The sequence below is a fragment of the Methylophilus sp. Leaf416 genome, assembly GCF_001424665.1.
Classification (GTDB): domain Bacteria; phylum Pseudomonadota; class Gammaproteobacteria; order Burkholderiales; family Methylophilaceae; genus Methylophilus.
In genome coordinates, this window is sequence record NZ_LMQS01000001.1 from 718,710 (window position 1) to 742,752 (window position 24,043).

Sequence of the window (24,043 nt, forward strand, 5' to 3'; positions counted from 1 at the left end):
TGCCTCTCCATTTTTATTCTTGATAGTGCTTATGCATACTCGGCAACACCTACCTTGAGGCATTCTTCGGCACAACGTCTGCAAGCTTCCGCACAGAGACGGCAATGCTCAGATGCATGTTTTTCACATTCTTCCGCACAGGCAGTACAAATCTCAGCACAGTCCTCGCAGACCAAATCAACAAACTCACTACCACGGGCAATAAATGAAGCTGTCAGACGGCAAAAGTCGGCACAATCCATGTCATGTTCAATGCAGGTTCGCATCATCGGGTTGGCTTCGCTTTCGCAAGCGATGGCACAGCTGTCACATGCATCTGCAGCCTTTTTACAGAGATCCATGCACAATTTTAAATTCTGTTCGTTCATCTTAATCTCCCAAATAATAAATCAGCTGTCAGGAACCACATTTGATAATAGTGACTTACGTTCTCACCCCTATTGAAAAGGAGTGAAAACGTAAATTTACAGAGGGTTATTTACCCTGTTGAACGTTAGTACCACCATCAGCAGGTTGCTCATGGAAGCGTTTGCTTTTTTCCATATTGCTGCCAGGCTTGGATTGTTTATTACCAGAGCCTTGGTTGGCACTGTTACCATTGTTGTTGTCTTGCTGTTCTTGCAGGTAATCACCATTTTTGGTGGTGTTAGGCACTTCTTTTTTCTGCTGATGCGCAGGCGGTACATCACGACCCGCTCCAGCATTAGTGTCGGCTGCAAAGGCAGCAGTCGTCGTACACATAAACAGGCCTGCAAGTAAAACTGTGAGTAATTTATTCATGGTATCTCCTCAAAAATTATTGGATTGCTTCTTATTTTAGAAGCGTGATAACCATGTTACTTACCCACGTTTTACTTGTATGTAAGCAGGGCTACGAATGTGATGTAGGATAATGACGAGCGCTAACTATCCTCGTTACCGGTCAGGCTGCCATGGCTACGAATCCAGGCAATTACCTTCAATAACTCATCCGGTGAGATACCATTATTAGGGTCGGAAGGGTCCATCAGGCCTTTACCTTTTGCACCCATACCGCCATTAGTACCATTCCATACCGTTTCAAACATGCCTTTGTTAGTGGCATCTTTGGCATAATTATAATTTGGGCCAGTCAATGCCGGGCCTACCTGGCCACCGGCTTCAGGGCCATGACACTGTGTACATGAATACAGCTGGAAAATTTTCTTACCGGCTTTAATCGCATCATCCTTACCCACATAAGGGTTTTTACCAGTGGCTAAAAATTCTTTCGCTGCTGGCGTATCAAATAACTCAGGTTTGATTTCCAATGGGGAGCCATCCTGAGTTTTCACGAATTTGATGGCCGGTCCACTGGCACCTGCAGAAGCAGCCTCACCAGAACCGGATTCATTTTTGTTACAGGCCGTAAGGCCTGTGATCAACACCAACATGCCAAGTCCGAGCTTAGTATTCATGCTTATTCTCCTTAGTATTAAATGTTCTCTTGAAAAATTATTGTAGTCACTGCTTATATAAGCATTGCTTGCAGACCGATTATGAATAAAACAGAAAGTGCCGCCCATGTAAGAATGGCGCAATCTTTTGTAGGACGATTCGGACAGAAGATTTTTTTCGCTATCAAATCTGGAAGGATTTCATCAGCCTCAGGCATTAAAAAAGCCCGGATTTCTCCAGGCTTTTCTATATGCAGCTAGTTAGAATTTGCTTACTCTAGCCGTGCTGCTTGTTACTTTGCTGACGGGACTTATCTTGCTGGCTACCAGGCGATTGCTGTTTTCCACCTTGCGCATGTTGCTGCTGATCTTTGCTGGTAGAGCCAGATATTTTAGAACTTGATTTATCCTGCTGCTGATTTTTGTTATTTTGTACATTTGCCATTGTTAAATCTCCTTCGGAATATTATTTAGTCAAACCGTTACTTGAATGACCTAAATGTTTCTTGAGAAATATAGTAACGTGAGTTCATGATAAAAGTGTTTTAGCAATGACTTTATCGTGAAAGCGCCTAATCTGCTGTCAGAATATCCAACCTTTTCCCCCATATATAACCAATTGTCAGAAACAAAAAAACCTGGATGACTCCAGGTTTTTTATGATCAAGCGTAGCAGGCATTAATTACCACTATCGCCTTCACCTTGCTTATTGCCACCTGACAAAGGCTGGCTACCAGGCGCCTCATCTTTACCAATATTGGACTGTTGCTTTTGGGCTGGGTCAAGATGCTCAGTACCTGCCCCAATGCCTTGTTGCTGTTGATCTTGCTTAGGCTGATTCTGTCCTTGTTGGCTTGAATTCTGGCCTTGCTGATTATGCTGACCCTGGTTTTTCTGATCTTGGCTGGATTGACCCTGGTTCTGCTGACCTTGTCTTTGTTGATCCTGACCTGGTTGAACCTGATTCTTCTGGTCCTGGTTGTGTTGACCTTGGTTGTGTTGACCTTGGCCTGCTTGATTTTGCCCTTGCTGGCCTTGACCTTGTTGGCTTTGATTCTGCTGACCTTGATTTTTCTGATCTTGGCCTACTTGATTATCTTGTGGATTTGACATATCGCTTCTCCTAATGTGTAGATGCAGCCAAAGGGTTAGTAGGCTGAATCCCTAATTTTAAATTTAACCCTAAGTTATCTTAGGTGACCCCAACTGCCGCGGTTATCATCCAATGACGTATTCTGTTGTCAGACAAACTAATGCTAAACGGTTAACATTTAATAAACATGTCCGCTAATTAATCTACCCGGCGACATGTGGAAAATGGTTAGCCATTCACAACTTCACCACCGTTTGCATGTAAAACCTGGCCAGTCATATACGAAGAGTCCTGGCAGGCTAAAAAAACATACGCAGGCGCAATTTCACTTGGCTGCCCTGGGCGCTTCATTGGCACCTGATTACCAAACTCACTCACTTTCTTCTCATCAAAAGTGGAAGGGATCAAAGGTGTCCACACCGGCCCTGGAGCGACAGCGTTTACATAAATCTCTTCTTCGACCAACTGCTTTGCTAATGAACGGGTAAATGAAACCACCGCGCCTTTGGTCGATGAGTAATCCAGCAGTTCAGGGCTGCCACGATAAGCGGTAACGGAAGTGGTATTAATAATGTGGCTCTTTTTCGGCAAATGCGGCAATGCCGCCTTGACCAGGTAAAACATAGAGAAAATATTGTTGCGGAAAGTATGTTCCAGTTGTCGCTGAGTAATATCGAGGATACTTTTTTGCGGAAATTGCTGGGCGGCGTTGTTAATCACAATATCCAGCTTGCCAAACTGTTTTAAAGTATTCAGCACGGATTGCTGACAAAATGCTTCATCTGAAATATCTCCCGGCAGTAACAAACATTTGCTACCGTAAGATTCGACCAGCGCTTTCGTCTTATGCGCATCCTCGTGCTCATCAAGATAGACAATCGCCACATTGGCGCCTTCAGCTGCAAAGTGCACCGCCACTGCGCGTCCAATACCACTATCACCGCCGGTAATGATGGCTACTTTATCTTTTAATTTACCACCTGCACTATATGCAGCATCAATATAAACTGGTGCTGGCTTCATCTCTTCTTCCGAACCCGGTTGATCTTCCTGATGTTGTGGCGGGTTAAGTTTTTCTTTTGCTGCTTCCATACAAGTTCTCCTAACGGCTAGTTGGCAGGATAGCTAACTAGCAAAACTACTGTGCTTCATGTGCGTATATCTGTGACATGTGTTCTAGGTGGAAAAACCAGGTTATCACCTGGCTTTTTCCAGAGTGGCTTTCTGTGACCTAATTCTGCAGATTGTTTTCAAACGAGGTAGGCTGCATAGGCTCTCGAGGGGGAGGAATATCTTTCTCGCGGTTTGGCAAACCTTCAGCAGGTACTTCTGGTGGCACAATCACGCCGCGCTCGTGTGGCATTTTCGGTGGCACATTCACGCTATCCGAATCCATATCACAGGAAGGTTTTTTTGAGTTTGGGGAGTTATCACAGGGGGGCACTGCATTATTTACCGGAGGTTTGGTGAGGGGCTTTTTAACTGGTTTATCAGCACCCCAGGCCGTCCCTATCATTGGCATCATTACAAGTATCATCACAATTAATTTACGCATAACTACTGCTCCTTTATTTATTGTTAAGGGAAATACTACTGAACCAGAAATAAACGGTTTTATTGAATTTCCACGTTATTTTAGGGGCACATTAATAACCATGTCATAGGCAAAAACTGATTTCACTGTAGGAATCGGTTTCAATTTTTGTACTAATTGAGCGTTGCAACAAGAAAAAAACGTCAAATTCGAGAGGGGTAATTTAGCCAGATATTAGCCATGAATTAGGCACCTTAACAGGCGTAAAGACTTGTGTCAGACAGGTCTGACAATACAATCAGTAGCCGACCTATGTTGAAAAACATACTTCATTTTTACACTCAAGCCTTCGTTTGACAGTAATCATCATTTTCTGAAAGCTGGAAAATTGATCTCAGCCTGACTCATGCAAAATGCTGTGGGTTCATTAGAAGTTTTCAGTTAAATCATGTATTAGCAGGAGTCTTTATGCGTAATACCAATCAAGCTCTATCCATGTACGAAAACTCGCTGTATGAAAACTCGCTGGTTTCTGCAATGAGTGTTGAGAAAGCCAGGATGGAGATCGCCAAAGCGCGTTTACTACTCGCCTGCCCTCGTCCGATGTTGGCGAATTCGTATGATTCAAACGATGCTGATTTTTCGACTAACCCTGATTCAGATAATGCCTAGCCATTGTTTTACAGATCAATTTGGAGACAGATAACATGTTAAGCAACACTCATCACCTGCTTCCATTTGATCAAGCATGGCAATTTGACGAAACCAGTTTAACTTTCTCATCCAGTTTACCTAGTGCATCCAACGAATTACCCTCGCCTGATACTGCCGGTGCAGTCAATGAAACATCGAAAGCACGTTTTATCCTGAACCGTTTATTCCAGGACTATAGTGGATCGTTTGCGGTTCGCTTATGGAATGGCAGCATGCTTTATATCGGCAACGACACACCTGCATTTACATTTTGCCTGGAACAAGCGTCAGTGTTGCGCGACATGGTGTTTTTCAGTGATCCGGCTCGTTTGGCAGAGGCCTACTTTGCCGGTGAAGTACAAATTTTAGGTGATTTCAATGCAGCTATGCAGCTGCGTTATTATTTTGAGTCGCTGTCATTGCCACTGCATGAAAAATTGGGACTGGTATTTAAAGCGCTGACACTTGCTGATAATCAGACTGATGTTGCCGAAACAGACCAACATACTGTTGCAACCAATCAATTGCAAAAAAATGAATCCCCAGCATTTACCCTTGATTACGACCTACCCAGTGCTTTTTACCGTTTGTGGCTAGATGAAAGAATGCTGCATTCATGTGCCTTTTTTAGCAATGCTTCACAAGACCTTGCTCAAGCGCAGCATAACCAGCTCGATCTTATATGCCTGAAACTGCATCTGCAACATGGCGACAGGTTATTGGATGTGAGTGGTAGCTGGGGCGGACTGGCATATTGGGCGGCTAAAAACTATGGTGCATTTGTACACACTTTAGTCCAAAACCCTGAACAATATGCGCACGTATCTGCCGAGATCAAAAAACAAGGGCTGGAAAAACTGGTGACTGTGGAGCAAGGTCGATATGACAGTTTGTCCGATTTTGCGTGCTACGACAAAGCCGTGAATATTGATGTTTGCGGACAGGTTGGCGAACAAAACCTGCGAGCTTATCTCGCTAAAATCCATCAGGTGCTGAAACCAGGCGGATTGCTCCTTCATCATGCCATCACCACTGAAAGCCCTGGTCGCCAGCATGAGCTCTCCACCGAATTCATTAACCGCCAGATATTTGCTGATGGTCCCTTAACCTCCCTATCCCATTTTCGCGAACAAATGCATGCGGCAAAGCTGGAAGTATTTAACGTGGAGGGGTTGCGTCGGCACCAGGCACTGACATTACGCCGCTGGCTGGCAAAAATGGAACAATTTCACCAAGAAATTACACAGATCGTCGGTGAGCGTACTTATCGCATCTGGCGCCTGTATATGACAGCTTGCGCCATTCAGTTTGAACAAGGCGTCACCGGCACTCACCAGATTCTCGCCGTCCGCACAACATAATTAAATTGCCATCATAAAATAGCCTGAGGAGTTACAACATGCAAACCACACCCCCACAACACCTGCTAAAAGCTTCCCTGTTAATGATCGCCCTGAGTGGCTGCTCGCAACCAGCAAAACTGCCCGAAGCAGCGGGCTTTGGTCCCGAACCCGATTTATCTTCCTATCAGACCGGTTTAATCCCTACCGTTAATGTCGCCAAGGCGGTTGGCTGGCCGGAAGGAAAAAAACCAACTTCAGCACCTGGCACTAACGTAGTTGCGTTTGCCACTGATTTACAACATCCGCGCTGGCTATATGAATTACCGAATGGGGATATTCTGGTGGCTGAAACTAACCATCATGAAAAAAGCGATGGCTTTAGCCTGAAAGGCTGGATCGCCGGTTTGTTTATGAAAGAAGGCGGTGCCGGTGCTGAGAGCTTTAACCGCATTACATTGCTGCGCGATATCGATGGCGATGGCGTCGCTGACCAAAAGCACATTTTTTTGCAAAATCTTAACTCGCCTTTTGGCATGGCTTTGGTAGGTAATACATTTTATGTCGCCAATGCGGATGCACTGGTGAAGTTTCCTTATGAAGAAGGCCAGACTGAGATCACTGCGCCGGGAGTGAAAGTGACCGATTTACCTGCCGAACGCAATCACCACTGGACCAAAAATATTCTGCCAAACAAAGATGGCAGCAAGATTTATGTCACCGTGGGCTCCAACAGCAATGTTGGCGAAAACGGTATGGAGACTGAAAAAGAGCGCGCTGCCATCTGGGAGGTGGATGCGGCTTCCGGTCAGCATAATATTTTCGCTTCCGGATTACGCAACCCAAACGGCATGACCTGGGAACCAGACAGTGGTGCCTTGTGGGTAGTAGTGAATGAACGCGATGAAATCGGCAGCGACCTGGTGCCTGACTACATGACCTCTGTCTCGCAAGGAGGATTTTATGGCTGGCCTTACAGCTACTATGGCCAGCATGTGGACACCCGCATCAAGCCACAACAGCCGGAATTGGTCGCTAAAGCCATTAAACCGGATTATGCGCTGGGTTCGCATACCGCTTCATTAGGCCTCACTGCCGCAAAAGGCAACAACCTGCCTGACCAATTCAAGAATGGCATGTTTATTGGCCAGCATGGTTCCTGGAACCGGATTCCATATAGCGGCTATAAAGTGATTTTTGTGCCGTTTGAAAGTGGCAAACCAGCAGGTAAACCGATTGATGTGCTGACTGAATTCCTCAATGTAGATGGCGAGGCACAAGGCCGTCCGGTCGGTGTCATTGTTGATAAACGTGGTCACCTGTTAGTGGCTGATGATGTCGGCAATGTTATCTGGAATGTTAAAGGCAATAATAAAACCGCGACAAAATAAGACCAGCATTTACGCTGTGCTCCTGATAGCGGGAGCGCAGCGTTTAATTATTGAAAGATATGTTTTTAACTGATGATGGACTCTGAACTGTCAAAAAATACCCGATCACTGGCTGAAGATACACATACTTCGATTGATATCGACGTTGCGCGTGAAGCCAGGTTAAACAAGCTGCATTACATCCAGGACAACACGCCTGGGTTTAGCAGGGAACGCTTTCGCGGAAAATTCAGGTATTTGGATCTGCAGGGTCAGTTGATCAAGGCAGAAAACGAAATCAGCCGCATTATTGCGTTAAGAATCCCCCCCGCCTGGGAAGCGGTATGGATTTGCGCCCGCGCCAACGGACATCTCCAAGCCACCGGCCGCGATGTGAAGGGCCGCAAACAATATCTCTACCACGCTGAATGGCGCCGACTAAGGGAAGCGAAGAAATACGAGCACATGATAGAGTTTGGACGGCAGTTACCTGCTATCCGCAAGCACATTGCACACGACCTGGCGTCATCCGGCCTGGGCAAAGAAAAAGTGCTGGCAATGATGATTTACCTGCTCGAAAACACCTTGATCCGAATAGGCAATGACGAATATGCCAAAACCAATAAATCATTTGGTCTTACTACCTTGCGCAATCGCCATGTCGAGATAGCGGGCAGCGAAGTCAAATTCCATTTCCGTGGCAAAAGCGGTGTCGAACATAGCGTCAGCTTGAAAGACCGCAGGCTGGCGCGCATGATACGCAATATGCGCGAGTTGCCGGGCCAGGCACTTTTTCAGTATGTTGATGCTGAAGGAGAACGCCACACCATAGGCTCATCAGATGTGAATGAGTATTTGCAGCAAATCACCGAAGGCGATTTTACCGCCAAGGATTTCCGCACCTGGTTTGGCAGCTTGCATACGCTGCTGGCTCTGAGCGAGCTGGAGCCATTTACCAGTGTCACCGAAGCCAAGAAAAATATAGTGGCAGCCATTCGTATTGCGGCTTCAAAACTGGGTAATACGCCGGCGATATGCCGCAATAGCTATGTGCATCCTTTTATTCTCGAACACTACCTGTCCGGCAGTGGATTTACACACGATGTGCAAGAAGCCGAATATAAGGATACCGAGCTGAATCCAGCCGAGCAATATATGTTGTGCTTATTAAAACAAAGGGTAAGCGCACAATCATGAATTTATTGATCACAAGTTTAGTTTGTAAAAAGTTATGTTTTTTGCTGACTCTTCTTCCCTTTGATCTGGAGACGAAGAAATGAAAAAAATATTATTACTCTATGGCCATGAATTAAGTCATAACGCACTAAAAGCCTTGATAGACGCCGATGGCACCATGCATCTCGCTGAAGAAGTGAGTGATGTCGGGGAAGCCATCGAAAAAATCCGCACCCAGCAATTTGATGTAGTGGTACTGGACGTTTCCGCGCCCAATAAAAACGGTTTGGAAACTTTTTGTGACCTGAAACAGGCTTACCCGAATTTAGCCATATTGATTATTAATGGCAGTGACCAGGTAGACCGGATGGCGAATTTCACCCGCCTAGGCTGCAGAGGCTATCTGTCTTACACCGCCACCAGCGCACAAGTAGTACCGGCGATTAAAGCCTTGGCACGTGGCCAGACCTATTATGCGTCGACGCATGAGAAGCTGGATGAAAGAGATCACCCTTTACTTCATGAGCGCTTGTCTATTCGCGAACTGCAGGTGTTTTTTAAACTGATTAAAGGACAGGCGGTAAATTCAGTGGCGGAAGAGCTTTCTATCGCACCCGGTTCGGTCAGTGTATTCAGGTCCAAGATACTGAAGAAAATGAATATGCATAATAATGCTTCGTTAATCCACTATGCGCTTGATCATCACCTGATTAATTAAGCGCTGAGTTGCTCGCCACCTTTAATTCACATATCAGATTAAAACAAAAAAACCTGCACTCAACCGAGCGCAGGTTTTTTTAATAATCAATATCTAGGACTTTTTGACCGCGAATTGCAATTGTTCAATCGCTTCCCATGAAATCAGGGATCCGATCATCACCACGGCAAATCCCAAGCCGGCAGTACAAACAATCGCTAGTGTCAGTGTTGCGATCGCACCACGCTCTTGTATCGTGAATATATATTTCACCCCACGATAAACCAGGCCGATTGAAATCAGCACGGCCACCGCATGCACAATCACATTAAAGCTCAGGCTAGGCACTACATAAAAAATAGAAGTTAGCCATAATGGTGTGGTGGCGATCGCAATCATCAGTAACGAGTCACGAAACGATGGCTTCCTATTCACCATTTCTGCCAGGTTCTGCGTAATCCAGGCCATCGCTAGAATGACACTGATTTGTAACAAAAGCAGCTCGGCACTGATGACCATCAAACGGTTACCGGGTAAGGTATCCATAAACTGTTTCGGGTAATTATGGTACAAACGGAAATACATCATCGCGCATGGAATCAGCGACAGCGGCAGTACATAGAACAAAATTAACTGCATGGCACTGGGTTTTTCAGCTTTAAAGCTTTTTTCCCTGCTTTTAGGCGTGACATAACTAAACAAGCGGATGAGATTCATAATGTACTCCTGACTACTATTAAAATTGGTGATGGCTTAGATTCAAAAGCCCGTTAGTAGCCATTATCCAGCGTTGCAGAAAAGTCACTACAAGACTGCGTCTGATTTGAATGTAGGAAAAAGCACATTTCGCATGAAGTAGATTCCCACAATGTTAGCCTGACTAAAATCCTGACTAAAATCATTGATACCCGCCTTTCGCGCATGCTCCGTTATTTGCTTCCAAGGCAAGACTCAATGAATAACCACGCTGAAATATCGCATAGCAAAGTTTCGTGAGCGCCTATATTTTATTGTAAAGGCATTCCTACAGGTATTTACGACTCTCTCTGATTCAGATGGCGAGATGCTGTTGGCATACTGACATTTCTACTCTTAAATTTTAACTTTGGAGAACGACATGGCAGATAACGACGAAGTAATTTCTACACTCAATGATTTGATTGAAACTTCTAAAGATGGTGAAGAAGGATTCCGCAGTTCAGCAGAAAATGTGGACGACCCACAGTTGAAAGCATTCTTTTTACGCCGATCCTTAGAAGTGGCTTCCAGCGTGAAAGAACTGCAAGGTCTGGTACGTTCATTAGGTGGCGACCCTGCCGATTCAACCACCTTGGGCGGTGCGTTGCATAGACGCTGGATTGATTTGAAAACAGCGTTGTCCAGCAATGACACAGTCGCAGTGTTGAATGAAGCTGAACGCGGTGAAGACGTTGCACTGAAGGCTTATCGTAAAGCGGCTGAAAAAGACTTGCCAATCAACGTGCGCATGGTGGTTACTCGCCAACTTGAAGGCGCTAAACGTAATCATGACGAAGTGAAACATTTGCGTGACGCAGCACGTGCTGCAGCTGAAGTACACTAAGGCGTGAAGCAGAAAAAAGCCCTGTCATATGGCAGGGCTTTTTTGCTTCTACAATGTGAAAAACGTTAAACGTTTTCCATTGATTTAGTGGTCCAGTCCTTTTTAACTTGCTCAAGCGTGCGGTTAATCTTTACCACACCGCCTTCAGTAGAAATGACCCAGCTAACCGGAATGTAATGGTGAGTGCCTGAATCATCCTTCTTCAGCTTGATCGAATCGGGCCCAGTGGTGTGATCAACTACCGCGAACTCTTCAGCTTGTGCAGTCACTACCGGCATATCTTCTTTAATTTCATGAGCTTCAATCATATTTAACTTCCCTTCGTTGGCATTAGTTAATCCAGATGCGTACTGAATTCGAACTTCTATTTTGCCTGCAAGCCGCCTCTAGCCTCTAGGGCACTATGACTGAATGTTTTGTAGGAATATTCAACTGGTTGTGACTATCCATGCTTCCTTGTGACTGACATAAAAATAAATGTTATCTGACAGCCTTATCCTTGAATGTCCTACGGCAAGTTCAAGAGTGAAAATTTATGATTACTCATAACAGGTTAGTCGTAAAGAAATATATAGAACCTATTTCTTGAGACTAGCTTTAAATACAGGAGATTATTCGATGGCTTTATTTTATGTAAGCGCTAGCAAACCCAAGCAAGACGTTCCATTCTGGACATCCAGCGTAATTGCGCAGGATATGGAAGAGAGTTACCGGATAGGCAAAGAGCGATTTGAAAGCGAAAACCCCGATTTAAATATAGAGGACTTTACCTTGGTTGCGACCGGTGAATCTGCTGAAAAATCGATTACGACTTAACTAACAAAATACCTGGCTTAACCACTATTGAATTAATTTACATTGATCTATTTAAAAGGAAAAAGAATGAAAATTCACCCTCAAACAACAGAAGAACTGACCAAACTGGGCGAGCTGATTGAAGACTTCAGAATTTCAATGCTCACCTTTATCGATGACAAAGGTGCTTTAATCAGCCAGCCTATGGGTCCGATAGAAATGGATAGTGATGGCAATATCTGGTTTTTTACTGACAGCACTTCAGAAAAAGCGCAGCACCTGGATGAATTAAACCTCGCCTTTAGCGGCGAGCCTGACGGCACTTATATTTCCCTGTCAGGTTACGGCGAGCTGGTGACAGATCAGGCGCGTAAAGAAGAGCTATGGTCGCCATTTGTGAAACCCTGGTTTCCTGATGGTCCTGATTCGCCTAATTTGGCGTTGCTTAAGTTTGTACCGCATACCGCTGAATATTGGGACGCACCGCATAGTTCCGTGGTCAGGTTGTTTGCAATGGCAGCTTCCATTGTTGCCGCAAGACCCATCGGCCTGGGCGACCATGGACATTTAAACCATCTATAACAACAGGCTTTACAAACAACAAACCCGACACTACGTCGGGTTTGTTTATGCAAGTTAACGCTTGAATTATTTGTTCATGACGTACATAGTCACTTCAAAGCCAAAACGCATTTCAGTAGCAGCTGGTTTAGTCCACATAGTCATTCTCCTAGAAGGTTAAGAGCGCATCACATGATGCATCTCGTTAGGAATAACTATACGCAGATGCCGTGCACAAGGCTTGCGTAGCATCCCTAAAAGTCAGTCATGATTTTACGTAGTGAGCGTTTTCGGTGGCAGCACGATCTTAAGCCACCACCAGCCGATAACTCCGGAAAACAATGAACCCGCCAGAATCGCCATTTTAGAGATATGGATGATTTCTTCTTCACCAACATAGGCCAGGTTGGTGATAAAAATAGACATGGTAAAGCCTATGCCGCCAAGAATACCAGCGCCGATTATATGCCCCCATCGTAACGAAGAAGGCAGCTTACATAGGCCAGCTTTCACCGCAAGCCACGCTGCCAATGCAATACCAACCGGTTTGCCAATCAGTAAACCAGCGATAATACCTATGCTATTGCTGTGAGAGAACATGTCTTGCAAACTGCGCATATCAATCGCCAGCCCGGTATTGGCAAATGCGAAAATCGGCAAAATCAGGAAAGCCACAGGCAAATAAAGGGCATGTTCAAGTTTATGCGAAAGTGAATCCTGGTCTTCCCTTGAAAAGGGGATGGTAAACGCCAGCGCAACGCCGGCGACAGTGGGATGTACACCGGATTGCAGCGTTAACCACCACACCATCACGCCACCCAGTATGTATGGCACCATGAAGCGCACCTGCCACCTGTTCAACAACAATAAGCATGCGATGACTGCCAGAGCAGCGAGCAGATAAGCCAGCGAGATGGAGGAGGTATAAAACACGGCGATCACGATAGCCGCACCAAGGTCATCAATCACCGCAAATGCCACCAGGAACACCTTCAAAGCGACGGGTACACGCGATCTCAATACCGATAGCACTCCAATAGCAAACGCGATATCCGTTGCCATCGGGATACCTATACCTGACTGGTACTCGGTGCCATGATTGAATGTCCAGAAGATCAGGGCCGGAGTTAACATACCGCCGATGGCGGCAACAGTCGGCAATAAGGCATCATTGAGATTGGATAGCTCACCGACATATAGCTCGCGCTTCAACTCCAGGCCAATCAGCAAAAAGAAAATGGCCATTAGCCCATCGTTTACCCACTCTTCCAAACTCAGATCCAACCAGTGGACATGCCAAAACGCATGGTATTCCCCGGCTAAACCGCTGTTGGCAATGACAAGCGCCAGTATGGTGAACAGCAATAGCAGTAAACTACTTGACTGATCGGACGCAAAAAGCCTGCGAAGTTGATTAAATAGCCACATAAGCCGTCATGTTACCTTGATACATACTTGCCAATACACTTTTACAGAAACTTGGAATTACTCCCCAATGGCAAAGCCAATTCCGAACATCGTTTGTGCCTGGTTGTAATCCAGCAGTGATACACCATAGCCACTTGCCAGCATGGCGTAAAATTTAACACTTTCGCTCTTGAGTGGTTTGTATTGCACATCAACCTTCACGTAGCCTTTGTTATCGCTGCGCAAATTGTTGCGCAATGTAAAACTGGCAGCCGTGTCATTGGCTTCATTATCCCAGCGCAAGCTTACGTCGCCATAACCCATGTACTTGCTGATGTCAGGGTTGTCATCTTCTGATTTACTTTCAGGAATACGCCACCATGGCTTGAACAACAGGCTGTAACGCTCGTTCAGTTGCCAGCCGCCTTGCAGGTAAATCCTGTTCCAGCTGCGTGACAGTGGCTGTGAACGCCCATTGGAGTCATGCACTATGCCCAGGTTCAACATGTCCGGCATGACTGCCCACTGTTTGGTTTCGCCAGGTTTATTAAGGCCTAATGACAAAATCAGTTCAGGGGAATAGTTGTGGTCACGCATGGGGCGCGATTGGTCTTTTTCGGTCACTTGCCAGAAAGATTGCTGGGTGTAAGCACCCCAAAGCCTCGCGCTATGTACCCAGTTATTCTCGGGCAACCAGTCAGACAAATTCATTAGTTGGGTTTTCAGGCTGATCTGGAAATGCAGGTCACTGTTACTCAAATCTCTATTCTGGGTGTTAGGCCTGGAAGGTGAGGTAGGTACATCGTTCGGGTTAGAAGAAATCGAACCGACCACGTAGTTCAGTTGATACGTTTCCAGATCGGTGAAATGCAACTCGTCATCAGGGTTCAAATGCCATTTGCGTGCCAGGAAGCCGGTTTTGGCATCCACCGTTTTCACAAGATTTTCCTGCTTGGGCGTTAAGGCCACGGCAGCGACTTGCGTGGTTGCATATTGTGCTGCAACCTGGTCAAAACACACCAGCCGGCGACTGGCATCATCGATAAACTCGGTTTTGCAGGTACGCAGAGCATTTTGCATATCATTGGTGGTCGCTGCATGTGCTCCGCTGGAAAACATTAATGCCAGCATCATCAGGCCAGTCAGCCCATTACTTTTTAACATACGATTTTCCTTATCCAATTACTTTAAACAGCATAGTGGTTACTACGCTCTATATATCTTTGATTCATCAGGGCGCTGGATTCATCATGATTAAATGCAACTGCTCAATTTCTTGCAAAACCTCATCGCTTAAGTGAACCTTATAAGCAGCAACATTTTCTTGGAGCTGCGTCATGTTGGTCGCGCCAATAATGGTAGTCCCCATAAACCAGCGGTGATAGACAAAGCTCAAAGCGAGCTGAGTCGGCGTCAGTCCGTGCGCTTTTGCCAGCGCAGCGTAGGCAGTGGAGGCGGCCAGCACACCCGGCTTTTTGTAACGCTGCGCATAACCAAGAAACATGGTGACCCGGCCCTGCGCGGCAGGATTTTTAACATATTTGCCAGTCAAATGGCCAAATGCCAGCGGTGAATACGCCGCCAGGCTGATACGTTCGCGGTATAGGATTTCTGCCATGCCAAACTCAAGACCGCGGTTCATCAGGTTATAACAGTTCTGCAATACAGAAATACGCGGCAATCCCTGTTCGCGCGCAATTCTTAAAAACTCCATCACTCCCCAGGGCTGCTCATTGCTAAGCCCGATTGTGCGCACCTTGCCTTCCTTGATCAGCTCAGCCAGCGTTTCCAGCTGGTGCTGAATAGGCACCCATGCCATCGGTTGGCCGCCGCTATCAAGTTCAGCTTCAGGATCAAACTGGTATTGGCCAAACATAGGCACGTTGCGCTCCGGCCAATGCAGGTAAAGCACATCCAGGTAATCGGTTTGCAGTCTCTGCAAGCTGTCATGCACGGCCTGGCGGATATTCGCCCTATCCATGCCGGTGGGACCTCCGCGGATCCAATGCATGCCGCGCCGCGGCCCGGCTATCTTGCTTGCCAGTACAAAGCGGTCGCGCGGTTGCTTCTTGATCCAGTGGCCAAGGATGGTTTCAGTGCGGGTGACTGTTTCGGCTTTGGGCGGCACCGGATACATTTCAGCGGTATCGATAAAGTTAATGCCTTGCGCCATGGCAAAATCCAGCTGGTTCTCTGCATCCTGTTGGGTATTCTGATCGCCATACGTCATAGTGCCCAAAGCAATTTTAGAAACGCGGATGCCGCTGTCTCCCAGATACGTCTCATCCATTAATGCAACACCTGCTTTTCTGTTGGTACCTGCATTACGATGCTGGAAACGGCTTGTGGTTCCTTCTCTGCCGGTAAAACCCAACCGGCGTCTTTACTGGCGATCATCAACATGCGGCTGATCGCCAATACCAACTCTTTATTCAAGCCCATATTGACGTTCATGCCGCCTGCACATACCAGCTGCATGCTGTTCAATTGATCATTGATAGACACAAATCTGGCCTCGATTGCCAATAACTCTTGCTCACTCACTGAAGATCCGCGTTGCTGATAAGCAGTATCAAAATCCAGCGCTTCCAGGTTTTGCACCGCTTCTGCTTCCTGTTCAAACTGGCGTGTCGCTTCTGCCGGGGATTGCATATTATCCAGCAAGGCAGCAGTCACTGAAGTCGCGGCCACCGGCAAATGCGCCTCACGGTTTAACACAATGAATATTTGCCGCGCGACGCGGAAAGTAATCCATACGCGGACTTCCTGCTCATTATTGACAGCCGCTTTCAACAGCAGGCGATCCTGCTGGTTGTCATAAGCCAAATTGATTTGCTGCACGGATTGGGATTGAGGTTGCATCTTGTACTTCCTGGAATCAAGCAATTTGCTTGCGCACTCTGTACGCACTTTGACAAGTTACTAAAAGCAGCCTTAAAAAGATAGGCTATCAAGCGGCTTTTTATGGAAATGTTTCACTTTGGGCGTGTTGGCAACAAATGTGGCTACAGGGCAATACGCTTTCAAACACTATAGATACAAACTGATACAAAACAACAAGGGTATTTATGAATAGATTTCATTATTCTCCAGTCTTAATTGCTAAGCGTATTACCGAAGTTTTTTGGGAGTAAATGATGAAAATGAAATCAAGTATTTTAGCAGGTGTGCTGGTTAGCCTGGCGCTAATCAGCAACATCGCACAAGCGCATCCACCCGGTCACCGCGGAGGCTGGCGTGGCAGTGTAGGCGTCTATGTCGGCAGCCCCTACCCGTTCTATGCGCCTCCGCCAGCGTTTGCATATTCTTATGGCTATCCTTATTACCCATACCCATATGCTTACAGCCAGCCGCAGGTGATTGTGACACAACCACCACAACCTCAGGTATATATCGAACAGGGTGGGAGTATCACTTCAGTGCCTGATGCCAACGCCAACGCTCAGCCACCAGCACAGGCTGCGCCCTCTACCAGCGCAGGTAACAGCCAGGGTTACTGGTATTACTGTGAGCAGTCAGAGACTTATTATCCATACGTGAAAGAATGCCCGGCCGGCTGGAAACAGGTGACACCAACACCTCCAGCGACTTCGGCGAAATAAGCATATGAGCAAGACAACAAATATTGCGCTTTTCAGTTTGACACTGGCTTTAACGGCCTGCGCAACAACCCCGACCGGCCCTAGCAACATGGCCTTACCCGGCACCGGCAAAGACTTCAACACATTCAGGAGTGCCGATTTATCCTGCCGGGATTTTGCCATGACGCAGATCGGTTCCAAATCGGTCAATCAGCAATATAACGAGAGCCTGGCCGCGACCACCGCAGTTGGCACTGTCATCGGTGCCGCGATAGGCGCTGCCGCTGGCGGTGGCCAGGGTGCTGCGATTGGTGCCGGTGTGGGCGCATTATCCGGCGGTGCGATTGGCGCAGATACCGCCGCGGCTAGTGGCGAGAATGCCCAGCAAAAATACGACAATGCGTATTTTCAATGCATGTATGCGGCAGGTCATAAAATCCCCGTGCCTGCCAGCATGGCTAAAACCTATACCCAGGGCACCAGCTCAACCCAAATCACCAGAACGCAAACTACAATCGGTACGCCTCCTGAGAGGTCAACTTACTACCCTCCTCCACCGCCACCCCCTGGCTATCAGCGTTAATAAACCAAACAGGCAGCCATTTTGCGCTGCCTGATGGCGACTGGTCTGTTCATTTTCTATTCCGGGCCGCGCATACGCAGGCACAGGTGCGCCTGCGTAAAGATGGTTTCGGCAAAGATAGCGCTGCTGATGAGCCAGGCCAGCTTCACAATAAAACACTAGCTATAAATCACTGCATCGCAAACTTAAGTATTGCAGGCGTGGTCCTAGAGTCATGCAAATAATTAAAAACCTGTTTATCCTGGCGCTCGCTTTTTCAACTCTCAGTTGTAGTGTGGTAAAAACCGCTTACAACAACGCGCCTGCGCTGATCGCATGGCGGCTGGATGATTACTTTAATTTCAGCGATGCGCAAAAAGCCAAACTTAAACCAGCGCTGCAGGAGTTGCATGCATGGCACCGTAAAAACGAGCTGCCTCGTTATGTGGCGTTGCTGGATGAAATAAACAACGATCTAGGCCATGAGGTGACTGCAGAAACCGCCTGCCAGCGCATTGAATCCATCAAATCAAATGCGCAGGCGCTGCAAACGAAATTCATCCCTATCATAGTGGACATTGGCGCTACCCTGAGCGATAAACAATTGCAGCATTTCCAGCAAAAGCTGGAAAAACGCAATGCAGAATGGAAAGAGGAATGGTGGCAGGAAACCGCCGAAGAACAGCGCGAGGTGAGACTGGAGAAATCCAAAGAGTATGCTGAAAAAATATATGGGGATTTAAACGAAAAACAAATAAACATCTTAAAACAAAGCATTGCCAGGAATAATGTGGATCCGGCTACTATCTACTCTGAAATTCTACGGCGTGATGAAGATGCGTTGAATATTTTAAAAGCCCTACGAAACCCTTCCACGTCAAACGAAGAAAAATCACAACTGGTCCGGGCAGGTTTTGAGCGTATGCAAAACAGTCCCAATCTGGCTTACCAGGCGCACATAGATAAAATCACGCAACAAACCTGTGAAACCATCGCCAGCCTGCATGCAAGTACAAATGCGAAACAACGGTTGCATGCTCAACAGTGGGTAGAAGATTACAAGACGCAATTCACCCAACTGCAAAGCAAATAACCTGATGGATTTAAGGTGAGAAAAAAACAGGCATGAGAATGCCTGTTTTTTTATCCATGCGCTTATTAAATCAACATCCCGCCTGATGCCTCTATCCGTTGCGCATTCACCCAGCGGTTATCTTCAGACAGCAAACTGGTAATCATGGGGCCGATATCATCCGGCACCCCAACACGGCCAAGCGCGGTTTGTGAGGCTATAAACGCATTCACATCCTTGTTGTCCCGTACCAGGCCCTGGCCAAAATCGGTTTCAATCGCACCCGGGGCCACAGTATTTACCGCAATCCCCCTTGCCCCCAGCTCTTTAGCCATATAGCGCGTCAGTACCTCGATGCCACCTTTCATGGCTGCATAAGCGCTGTAGCCAGGTAAAGTAAATCGTGCAAGACCACTGGAAATATTGATAATGCGACCACCATCAGTAATCAATGGCAGTAATTTCTGCGTCACGAAGAAAGTAGATTTCAGGTGGATATTCACCATGTCATCAAAGATCTGCTCAGTCGTTTCCGCAAACGGCGCAGTGATTCCCGTCCCTGCATTATTTATAAGAAAATCAAAGTTAGCGGTTTGCCACCGTGTATTTAAAGCCTGTTTCAAATTTGCCGCAAACACATCAAACGTGTTCACTTGAGCTACATCCAATTGCAAAGCCACCGCTTTGCGGCCCAATCCCTGAATTTCACTCACTACCTCGTGCGCCAATGCCTGATTGCTTTGGTAAGTCAGCACGACATCTATGCCTTTTCTCGCCATTGCCAACGCCGTGTTTTTGCCCAATCCACGGCTGGCACCAGTAATCAATCCAATCTTTGTAGCCATTTTTAATCTCCTGTAGTGATTTAAAGTAGCGCCAGTTTATTGTTATCACTACCAAAGATAAATATGCATTATTTGATTATACTGTTCATATTAAATGAACAATTGGCATACCTATGGATAGGAACGAGACATTAAAGCGGTTTGTACGTGTGGCAGAACTTGGCAGTTTTACCAAAGCTGCCGAAAGCCTGGCATTGCCCAAAGCCAGCGTCTCGCAAGCCATACAGCAACTGGAAACCAAACTGCAAACCCAGCTGTTTCATCGCACCACACGCAAAGTGCAACTGACACCGGACGGCCAACTGTTTTATGAAAAAAGCAAAGATGTGCTTAGTGAAATTGAAGAACTGGAAACCCTGTTCATTAGCGATGACAGTCAAATTTCCGGCGTCATCCGCGTCAATATGTCGCACCCTATGGCGCGGCATCTGGTGATTCCTGCCTTACCGGCATTCCTGCAACGCTACCCTAACCTGTCCATAGACATCAGCAGCGAAGACCGCAAGGTTGACCTGATCAGCGAAGGCTATGATTGTGTGGTCAGAACTGGCGTTGTCGAAGAATCAGGCATGATCATGCGCAAAATTGGCGAAATGCAGCAAACCAACTTTGCCAGTCCCGCCTATATTGCCGAACATGGTGAACCACGCAGTATCGAAGATTTACAGAACCACTACCTGATTCATTACCAGACCAGCACCAACAAGCGATTTGATGCATTTGAATATAGCGTAAAAGGCCAAGCGCAAAGCTATAAAATGAAAAGCCGTATCTGCGTCAATAACACGGATGCCTATCGCGCAGCCTGCGCCGCCGGACTAGGCATCATGCAAGCGCCCAGGTTTGGCGCGCATGAACTTTTGGCTAGTGGTAACCTGGTTGAGATTTTGCGTAATAGCACAGCGCCAGCCATGCCAGTTTCACTTCTTTTCCCGCATAGACGCAATCTGTCCAAGCGGGTACGTATTTTTATGGACTGGCTAAGCGAAGTGATTAAAACGCAGCTTTAACGAATCTTCATTTTCTCTGATTCAATCAACATCTTTTTACTCTCCACGCCCCAACGATAACCGGAAAGTGAACCATCCAGCCTGACCACGCGATGACAGGGGATTACCACCGCCAGTGTATTGGCGGCACACGCGCTGGCCACTGCCCGTACCGCTTTTGGCATACCCAGCTTTTGGGCTAGTTGACTGTAAGTAATGGTCTTTCCGCAAGGAATCTCACGCAAGGCTTGCCACACCCTTTGCTGGAAAGCCGTCCCTTGTATATCCAATGGCAATTCCAATCCGAGCTTGGGTGCTTCGATAAAACCGACCACCTGTGCGACAAGCGACTCATATCCAGCATCACCACCAATGAGATTTGCCTGAGGAAACTTATCCTGCAATTCACGTAATAAAGTATCCGGAGCATCACCCATGGAAATTGCACATATGCCTTTGGCACTGCTGGCTACCAGGAGGCTACCGAGCGAACATTCAGCCAGGGCAAAACGGATCTCGGTATTAGCGCCGCCTTTCTTGTATTGCGAAGGCTTCATGCCCAAGGTCTGGCTGGATTTTTCATAAAAGCGGCTATTCGATTCATAGCCTGCCGCATAAATGGCATCGGTGATATTGATATTGGCTTGTAGATTTTGACGCACGTTGTGTGCTCTATGCGCCGACGCATAAGCTTTAGGGGTTAATCCAGTCATGGATTTGAACAGCCGGTGAAAGTGATATTTGCTTAATGCTACGTGAGCGGCCAACTGCGTCAGCGTAGGCGCTACCTCAGCACTTTCTATCAGGCGACAGGCTTCGGCAACCTTTTCTGCATGTGCAGCCGACAAAACGAGTTGATCTGGTTTGCAACGCTTGCAGGGCCGGAACCCGGCTTTCTCTGCCTCGCTGGCGGTCACGTAAAATTCAACATTTTCCGGCAAAGGTAGCCGTGCGCCACACGATGGGCGACAGTAAATGCCGGTGGTTTTTACTGAATAAAAGAATGCTCCGTCTGAGTCACGGTCTCGCGTGAGCACTTGCTGCCAGCGGGGATCACTCCTGATATCTGGTTCACGGTCACTATGCATGGTCACACTATCCTGCCTGAACTTGTTTGGATAATCTCAAAGATACCCGGAAATTAAAATTCAAGAACGCCGATTCTTGCTTTTGAATTAGTGCGATGCGTTTTCCACAATTACCAGCTTTGCGGAATGGCACTCACCAGGTAGTCTACAAACGCCCGCACTTTGTTGGTGATGGCATGCCGGTCACGGAAACAGGCATAGAACTCCAGTGGAACTGTATCCGATTGAACCTCGTCAGCGCTGGCAGGATCGGGCTGAAATAATGCGACTAGCGCTCCCCGGTTAATATCTTTATTGGCGATAAATGTCGCCAGGCGCGTAATCCCCGCGCCTTCAAGCACCAGGCGATGCAGTGAGTCAATGTCATTGCAAATGATGCTGGGCGTGATTTCGGGCGCATAACGGATACCTTGACGTACAAATGTCCAGCTGAATAGACGACCATCCACAGGCACACGAAACATCAGGCAGTCATGCTGCGACAACGCTTCTGGATTGTTCGGGATGCCTTTTCGTTGCAAATAGTCTGGAGAAGCACAATAGACGACAGGTGCGGTTGCAATCTTTCTGGCGACCAGGCCAGGTTCCAGCTGTTCCTTGAAGCGGATACTGACATCAATATCTTCGGTGACGTGATCCAGGCTGCGGTCAGATAACACGACTTCAATCGACAGTTTAGGAAAATGGCGCGCAAATACCGGAATCAAAGGCATCAGGATATGCCGCCCGAAAGCCACGGAGGTGCCTACCCGTAAACGCCCTTGCGGCTGGCCATGAAACTCAGTCACTGCAGATTGCGCACGAGCCAGACCCGCAATAAGATGCTCAACTTCTGCGTAATACAGCTCGCCACTTTCCGTCATCGCCAGATTGCGTGTAGTACGAATCAGCAAGCGCGTGCCGAGTGACTTTTCAAGACGCTGTATATTCTGGCTGGCTGCAGCAGCAGTGATGCCTTGTAACCGCGCTCCGGCAGCAATGCTGCCTGCCTGTACCGCTTTGACGAAACTTTCAATACTTCTGAGCGTATCCATAACTATCGAATAATGAATGCATTCGATAGTTTATCTTTAAGATGAATAAATAATCAATCTTCTACCGGACCAGTAAAGATACAAATAAAGTGTCGCTTCGAATATGGAGGTGAAAATGAAACAAGTAAACAGTACATACAGAATTCCAAAAAGGTTTACCCCTTATGTGTTTGCTTTCTTTATGGCAGGCATCATGGCTTTTTTAATGTCCATGGTGATTGTGGCGGCGAATAGCGGCATCCATAGCGGATATATTTGGCGTGTATTGCACGCCTACACACTGGCAATGCCGGTGGCATTTTTTTGCGTGCTGATTGTCAGGCCGGTCGTGATGCACCTGATATCAGTCGTGGTACACATTGATTAAACATGACTTCAACCGGCTATCTTTTGCGGTTCTGCAAAGATAGCCAACTGCACATCCACGCTGATCATGTATTAAAACCTTGAATCTCACCCGATAGCAACACGCGTTTTCCTTGATGTCTGGGGACTTCAGAAACCAATGCCAGGGCAATTTTTCTTGCCTCAACCGCTTTGTAATTCATGGGCAGTAATGGATTCAAAAGCGTGCTGAGCCAGGTGCCTATTTTCTCGCCAACCCGTCTGGGCTGGTTCAGCTTTTCCCTGTCACCGATGATCAATGAAGGCCGGGCGATAATGAGTGTTTCTAACGCCAGGCTGGATAATGCATCTTCCAATTCGCCTTTCACCCGATTATAAAAAATGGAAGCGTTGGCGTTGGCCCCCATGGCACTGACTAAGCCCAGACGCTTTGCACCCGCCGAAAATCCTGCATGCGCGACTGCCAGATTTGCCTCAAAATCCACCGCCCGGAATGCCTCCTGGCTGCCCGCCTGTTTGATGGTAGTGCCTAACGCGAGATAGATTTCATCCAGAGGAGGCAAAGCAGGAATAAACTTAAAATCCACTACCTGGATAGTTAACTTCGGGTGTGAGATATTTAAAGGACGCCGGCCTAATACATGCACCTCTGCCACGGAACTATCCTGCAATAAATACGCCAATAGTGAGGAACCTACCAAGCCTGATGCGCCAGCCAGAACAACTCGACGATTTGCCATTTGTGATACCTCCCTGGAGTAAATCTGTTTTCCTGAAATCATTCAGACACCAATGATCTATATGATGAGTGACCGCAAAGGCGAGTGTAGGCCAAAAACATATCAACTCAAAAGAAGTACCTA

The 24,043-nt window shown here is 47.0% G+C and carries 31 protein-coding genes; 13 read left to right on the forward strand and 18 right to left on the reverse strand.

The genetic code is table 11. The features are described from left to right. Positions 1-29: 29 nt before the first annotated feature. From ASG34_RS03470 to ASG34_RS03495, 7 genes are all read right to left on the reverse strand, one after another. Positions 30-368, reverse strand: coding sequence for a four-helix bundle copper-binding protein (locus ASG34_RS03470; protein ID WP_055826468.1), 339 nt, complete (start codon positions 366-368; stop codon positions 30-32). Between the two features lie 106 nt (positions 369-474). Continuing rightward, positions 475-780: a hypothetical protein gene (locus ASG34_RS03475; RefSeq protein ID WP_235559648.1), complete on the reverse strand. Its 306-nt coding sequence runs from the start codon at positions 778-780 to the stop codon at positions 475-477. A 122-nt stretch (positions 781-902) separates the two neighbouring features. Further along, entirely contained in the window at positions 903-1,436 is a 534-nt protein-coding gene (locus ASG34_RS03480) for a c-type cytochrome (protein ID WP_055826471.1), read from the reverse strand. Positions 1,437-1,692: 256 nt separating this feature from the next. Next, positions 1,693-1,860 (reverse strand): hypothetical protein, encoded by a 168-nt coding sequence (locus ASG34_RS13945; protein WP_156376450.1) that lies wholly within the window; start codon positions 1,858-1,860, stop codon positions 1,693-1,695. A gap of 234 nt (positions 1,861-2,094) precedes the next feature. Then, the gene (locus ASG34_RS03485) at positions 2,095-2,529 is read right to left on the reverse strand and encodes a hypothetical protein (protein WP_055826474.1); all 435 of its coding nucleotides are present in this window, start codon (positions 2,527-2,529) and stop codon (positions 2,095-2,097) included. A 208-nt stretch (positions 2,530-2,737) separates the two neighbouring features. Beyond that, on the reverse strand, positions 2,738-3,601 hold the full coding sequence (locus ASG34_RS03490; RefSeq protein ID WP_055826476.1) for an SDR family oxidoreductase: 864 nt from the start codon (positions 3,599-3,601) through the stop codon (positions 2,738-2,740). Between the two features lie 139 nt (positions 3,602-3,740). After that, positions 3,741-4,064 carry a hypothetical protein gene (locus ASG34_RS03495; RefSeq protein ID WP_055826479.1) on the reverse strand — a complete coding sequence of 108 codons (324 nt, stop codon included), beginning with the start codon at positions 4,062-4,064 and terminating at the stop codon, positions 3,741-3,743. 447 nt (positions 4,065-4,511) lie between these two features. Between ASG34_RS03495 and ASG34_RS03500 the strand changes: the two genes are divergently transcribed. The 5 genes from ASG34_RS03500 to ASG34_RS03520 all read left to right on the forward strand — a co-directional run bounded on the left by ASG34_RS03500 (position 4,512) and on the right by ASG34_RS03520 (position 9,340). After that, positions 4,512-4,715 carry a hypothetical protein gene (locus ASG34_RS03500; protein ID WP_055826482.1) on the forward strand — a complete coding sequence of 68 codons (204 nt, stop codon included), beginning with the start codon at positions 4,512-4,514 and terminating at the stop codon, positions 4,713-4,715. Between the two features lie 35 nt (positions 4,716-4,750). After that, on the forward strand, positions 4,751-6,097 hold the full coding sequence (locus ASG34_RS03505) for an SAM-dependent methyltransferase (RefSeq protein WP_082504782.1): 1,347 nt from the start codon (positions 4,751-4,753) through the stop codon (positions 6,095-6,097). Positions 6,098-6,135: 38 nt separating this feature from the next. Continuing rightward, positions 6,136-7,467: a PQQ-dependent sugar dehydrogenase gene (locus tag ASG34_RS03510; RefSeq protein ID WP_055826485.1), complete on the forward strand. Its 1,332-nt coding sequence runs from the start codon at positions 6,136-6,138 to the stop codon at positions 7,465-7,467. 72 nt (positions 7,468-7,539) lie between these two features. Further along, complete coding sequence (locus ASG34_RS03515) at positions 7,540-8,643, forward strand: DNA topoisomerase IB (RefSeq protein WP_055826488.1); 1,104 nt, start codon at positions 7,540-7,542, stop codon at positions 8,641-8,643. 79 nt (positions 8,644-8,722) lie between these two features. Further along, on the forward strand, positions 8,723-9,340 hold the full coding sequence (locus ASG34_RS03520) for a LuxR C-terminal-related transcriptional regulator (RefSeq protein ID WP_055826491.1): 618 nt from the start codon (positions 8,723-8,725) through the stop codon (positions 9,338-9,340). Positions 9,341-9,433: 93 nt separating this feature from the next. Here the strand turns inward: ASG34_RS03520 and ASG34_RS03525 are convergent, their stop codons facing one another. After that, positions 9,434-10,036 (reverse strand): Yip1 family protein, encoded by a 603-nt coding sequence (locus ASG34_RS03525; protein WP_055826494.1) that lies wholly within the window; start codon positions 10,034-10,036, stop codon positions 9,434-9,436. 400 nt (positions 10,037-10,436) lie between these two features. Here ASG34_RS03525 and ASG34_RS03530 point away from each other — a divergent pair, with 400 nt between their 5' ends. Then, positions 10,437-10,901, forward strand: coding sequence for a PA2169 family four-helix-bundle protein (locus ASG34_RS03530; RefSeq protein WP_055826497.1), 465 nt, complete (start codon positions 10,437-10,439; stop codon positions 10,899-10,901). Between the two features lie 65 nt (positions 10,902-10,966). Here ASG34_RS03530 and ASG34_RS03535 read toward each other — a convergent pair whose 3' ends face one another. Then, on the reverse strand, positions 10,967-11,209 hold the full coding sequence (locus ASG34_RS03535; protein WP_055826501.1) for a DUF2171 domain-containing protein: 243 nt from the start codon (positions 11,207-11,209) through the stop codon (positions 10,967-10,969). A 310-nt stretch (positions 11,210-11,519) separates the two neighbouring features. On the opposite strand from ASG34_RS03535, the gene ASG34_RS03540 reads away from it, so the two are divergent. Continuing rightward, on the forward strand, positions 11,520-11,717 hold the full coding sequence (locus ASG34_RS03540; RefSeq protein WP_055826504.1) for a hypothetical protein: 198 nt from the start codon (positions 11,520-11,522) through the stop codon (positions 11,715-11,717). 66 nt (positions 11,718-11,783) lie between these two features. After that, a complete protein-coding gene (locus tag ASG34_RS03545) occupies positions 11,784-12,278 on the forward strand; it encodes a pyridoxamine 5'-phosphate oxidase family protein (RefSeq protein ID WP_055826508.1) in 495 nt (164 codons plus the stop codon). Between the two features lie 66 nt (positions 12,279-12,344). Here the strand turns inward: ASG34_RS03545 and pqqA are convergent, their stop codons facing one another. The 5 genes from pqqA to ASG34_RS03565 all read right to left on the reverse strand — a co-directional run bounded on the left by pqqA (position 12,345) and on the right by ASG34_RS03565 (position 16,526). Further along, entirely contained in the window at positions 12,345-12,416 is a 72-nt protein-coding gene (gene pqqA, locus ASG34_RS14210; protein WP_081624291.1) for a pyrroloquinoline quinone precursor peptide PqqA, read from the reverse strand. 114 nt (positions 12,417-12,530) lie between these two features. After that, positions 12,531-13,685 (reverse strand): Na+/H+ antiporter NhaA, encoded by a 1,155-nt coding sequence (gene nhaA, locus ASG34_RS03550; protein ID WP_055826513.1) that lies wholly within the window; start codon positions 13,683-13,685, stop codon positions 12,531-12,533. Between the two features lie 57 nt (positions 13,686-13,742). After that, positions 13,743-14,828 (reverse strand): phospholipase A, encoded by a 1,086-nt coding sequence (locus tag ASG34_RS03555; protein ID WP_055826516.1) that lies wholly within the window; start codon positions 14,826-14,828, stop codon positions 13,743-13,745. Positions 14,829-14,895: 67 nt separating this feature from the next. Then, positions 14,896-15,954 carry an aldo/keto reductase gene (locus tag ASG34_RS03560; RefSeq protein WP_055826518.1) on the reverse strand — a complete coding sequence of 353 codons (1,059 nt, stop codon included), beginning with the start codon at positions 15,952-15,954 and terminating at the stop codon, positions 14,896-14,898. Then, on the reverse strand, positions 15,954-16,526 hold the full coding sequence (locus ASG34_RS03565; RefSeq protein ID WP_055826521.1) for a hypothetical protein: 573 nt from the start codon (positions 16,524-16,526) through the stop codon (positions 15,954-15,956). Before ASG34_RS03565 ends, ASG34_RS03560 begins: the two co-directional genes overlap by 1 nt. A gap of 281 nt (positions 16,527-16,807) precedes the next feature. Here ASG34_RS03565 and ASG34_RS03570 point away from each other — a divergent pair, with 281 nt between their 5' ends. The 3 genes from ASG34_RS03570 (at position 16,808) to ASG34_RS03580 (ending at position 18,900) form a co-directional block, all read left to right on the forward strand. Next, positions 16,808-17,266, forward strand: a complete 459-nt coding sequence (locus tag ASG34_RS03570) for a hypothetical protein (protein ID WP_235559649.1) — start codon at positions 16,808-16,810, stop codon at positions 17,264-17,266. A gap of 4 nt (positions 17,267-17,270) precedes the next feature. After that, positions 17,271-17,828, forward strand: a complete 558-nt coding sequence (locus ASG34_RS03575) for a YMGG-like glycine zipper-containing protein (RefSeq protein ID WP_055826527.1) — start codon at positions 17,271-17,273, stop codon at positions 17,826-17,828. Between the two features lie 214 nt (positions 17,829-18,042). Continuing rightward, positions 18,043-18,900, forward strand: a complete 858-nt coding sequence (locus ASG34_RS03580) for a DUF6279 family lipoprotein (protein WP_055826531.1) — start codon at positions 18,043-18,045, stop codon at positions 18,898-18,900. A 65-nt stretch (positions 18,901-18,965) separates the two neighbouring features. Here the strand turns inward: ASG34_RS03580 and ASG34_RS03585 are convergent, their stop codons facing one another. Next, positions 18,966-19,724: an SDR family oxidoreductase gene (locus ASG34_RS03585; protein WP_055826534.1), complete on the reverse strand. Its 759-nt coding sequence runs from the start codon at positions 19,722-19,724 to the stop codon at positions 18,966-18,968. A gap of 113 nt (positions 19,725-19,837) precedes the next feature. On the opposite strand from ASG34_RS03585, the gene ASG34_RS03590 reads away from it, so the two are divergent. Next, on the forward strand, positions 19,838-20,734 hold the full coding sequence (locus ASG34_RS03590) for a LysR family transcriptional regulator (protein ID WP_055826537.1): 897 nt from the start codon (positions 19,838-19,840) through the stop codon (positions 20,732-20,734). On the opposite strand, the gene ada is transcribed toward ASG34_RS03590, so the two are convergent. Together ada and ASG34_RS03600 are read right to left on the reverse strand one after the other, a co-directional pair. After that, on the reverse strand, positions 20,731-21,801 hold the full coding sequence (gene ada, locus ASG34_RS03595) for a bifunctional DNA-binding transcriptional regulator/O6-methylguanine-DNA methyltransferase Ada (RefSeq protein ID WP_055826540.1): 1,071 nt from the start codon (positions 21,799-21,801) through the stop codon (positions 20,731-20,733). The genes ASG34_RS03590 and ada overlap by 4 nt on opposite strands. A 110-nt stretch (positions 21,802-21,911) precedes the next feature. Then, positions 21,912-22,835: a LysR family transcriptional regulator gene (locus ASG34_RS03600; protein ID WP_055826543.1), complete on the reverse strand. Its 924-nt coding sequence runs from the start codon at positions 22,833-22,835 to the stop codon at positions 21,912-21,914. Between the two features lie 115 nt (positions 22,836-22,950). Here ASG34_RS03600 and ASG34_RS03605 point away from each other — a divergent pair, with 115 nt between their 5' ends. Next, positions 22,951-23,202: a DUF2798 domain-containing protein gene (locus ASG34_RS03605; protein WP_055826546.1), complete on the forward strand. Its 252-nt coding sequence runs from the start codon at positions 22,951-22,953 to the stop codon at positions 23,200-23,202. Positions 23,203-23,266: 64 nt separating this feature from the next. Here the strand turns inward: ASG34_RS03605 and ASG34_RS03610 are convergent, their stop codons facing one another. Continuing rightward, positions 23,267-23,920 (reverse strand): nucleoside-diphosphate sugar epimerase, encoded by a 654-nt coding sequence (locus tag ASG34_RS03610; protein ID WP_055826549.1) that lies wholly within the window; start codon positions 23,918-23,920, stop codon positions 23,267-23,269. Between the last annotated feature and the right edge of the window lie 123 nt (positions 23,921-24,043).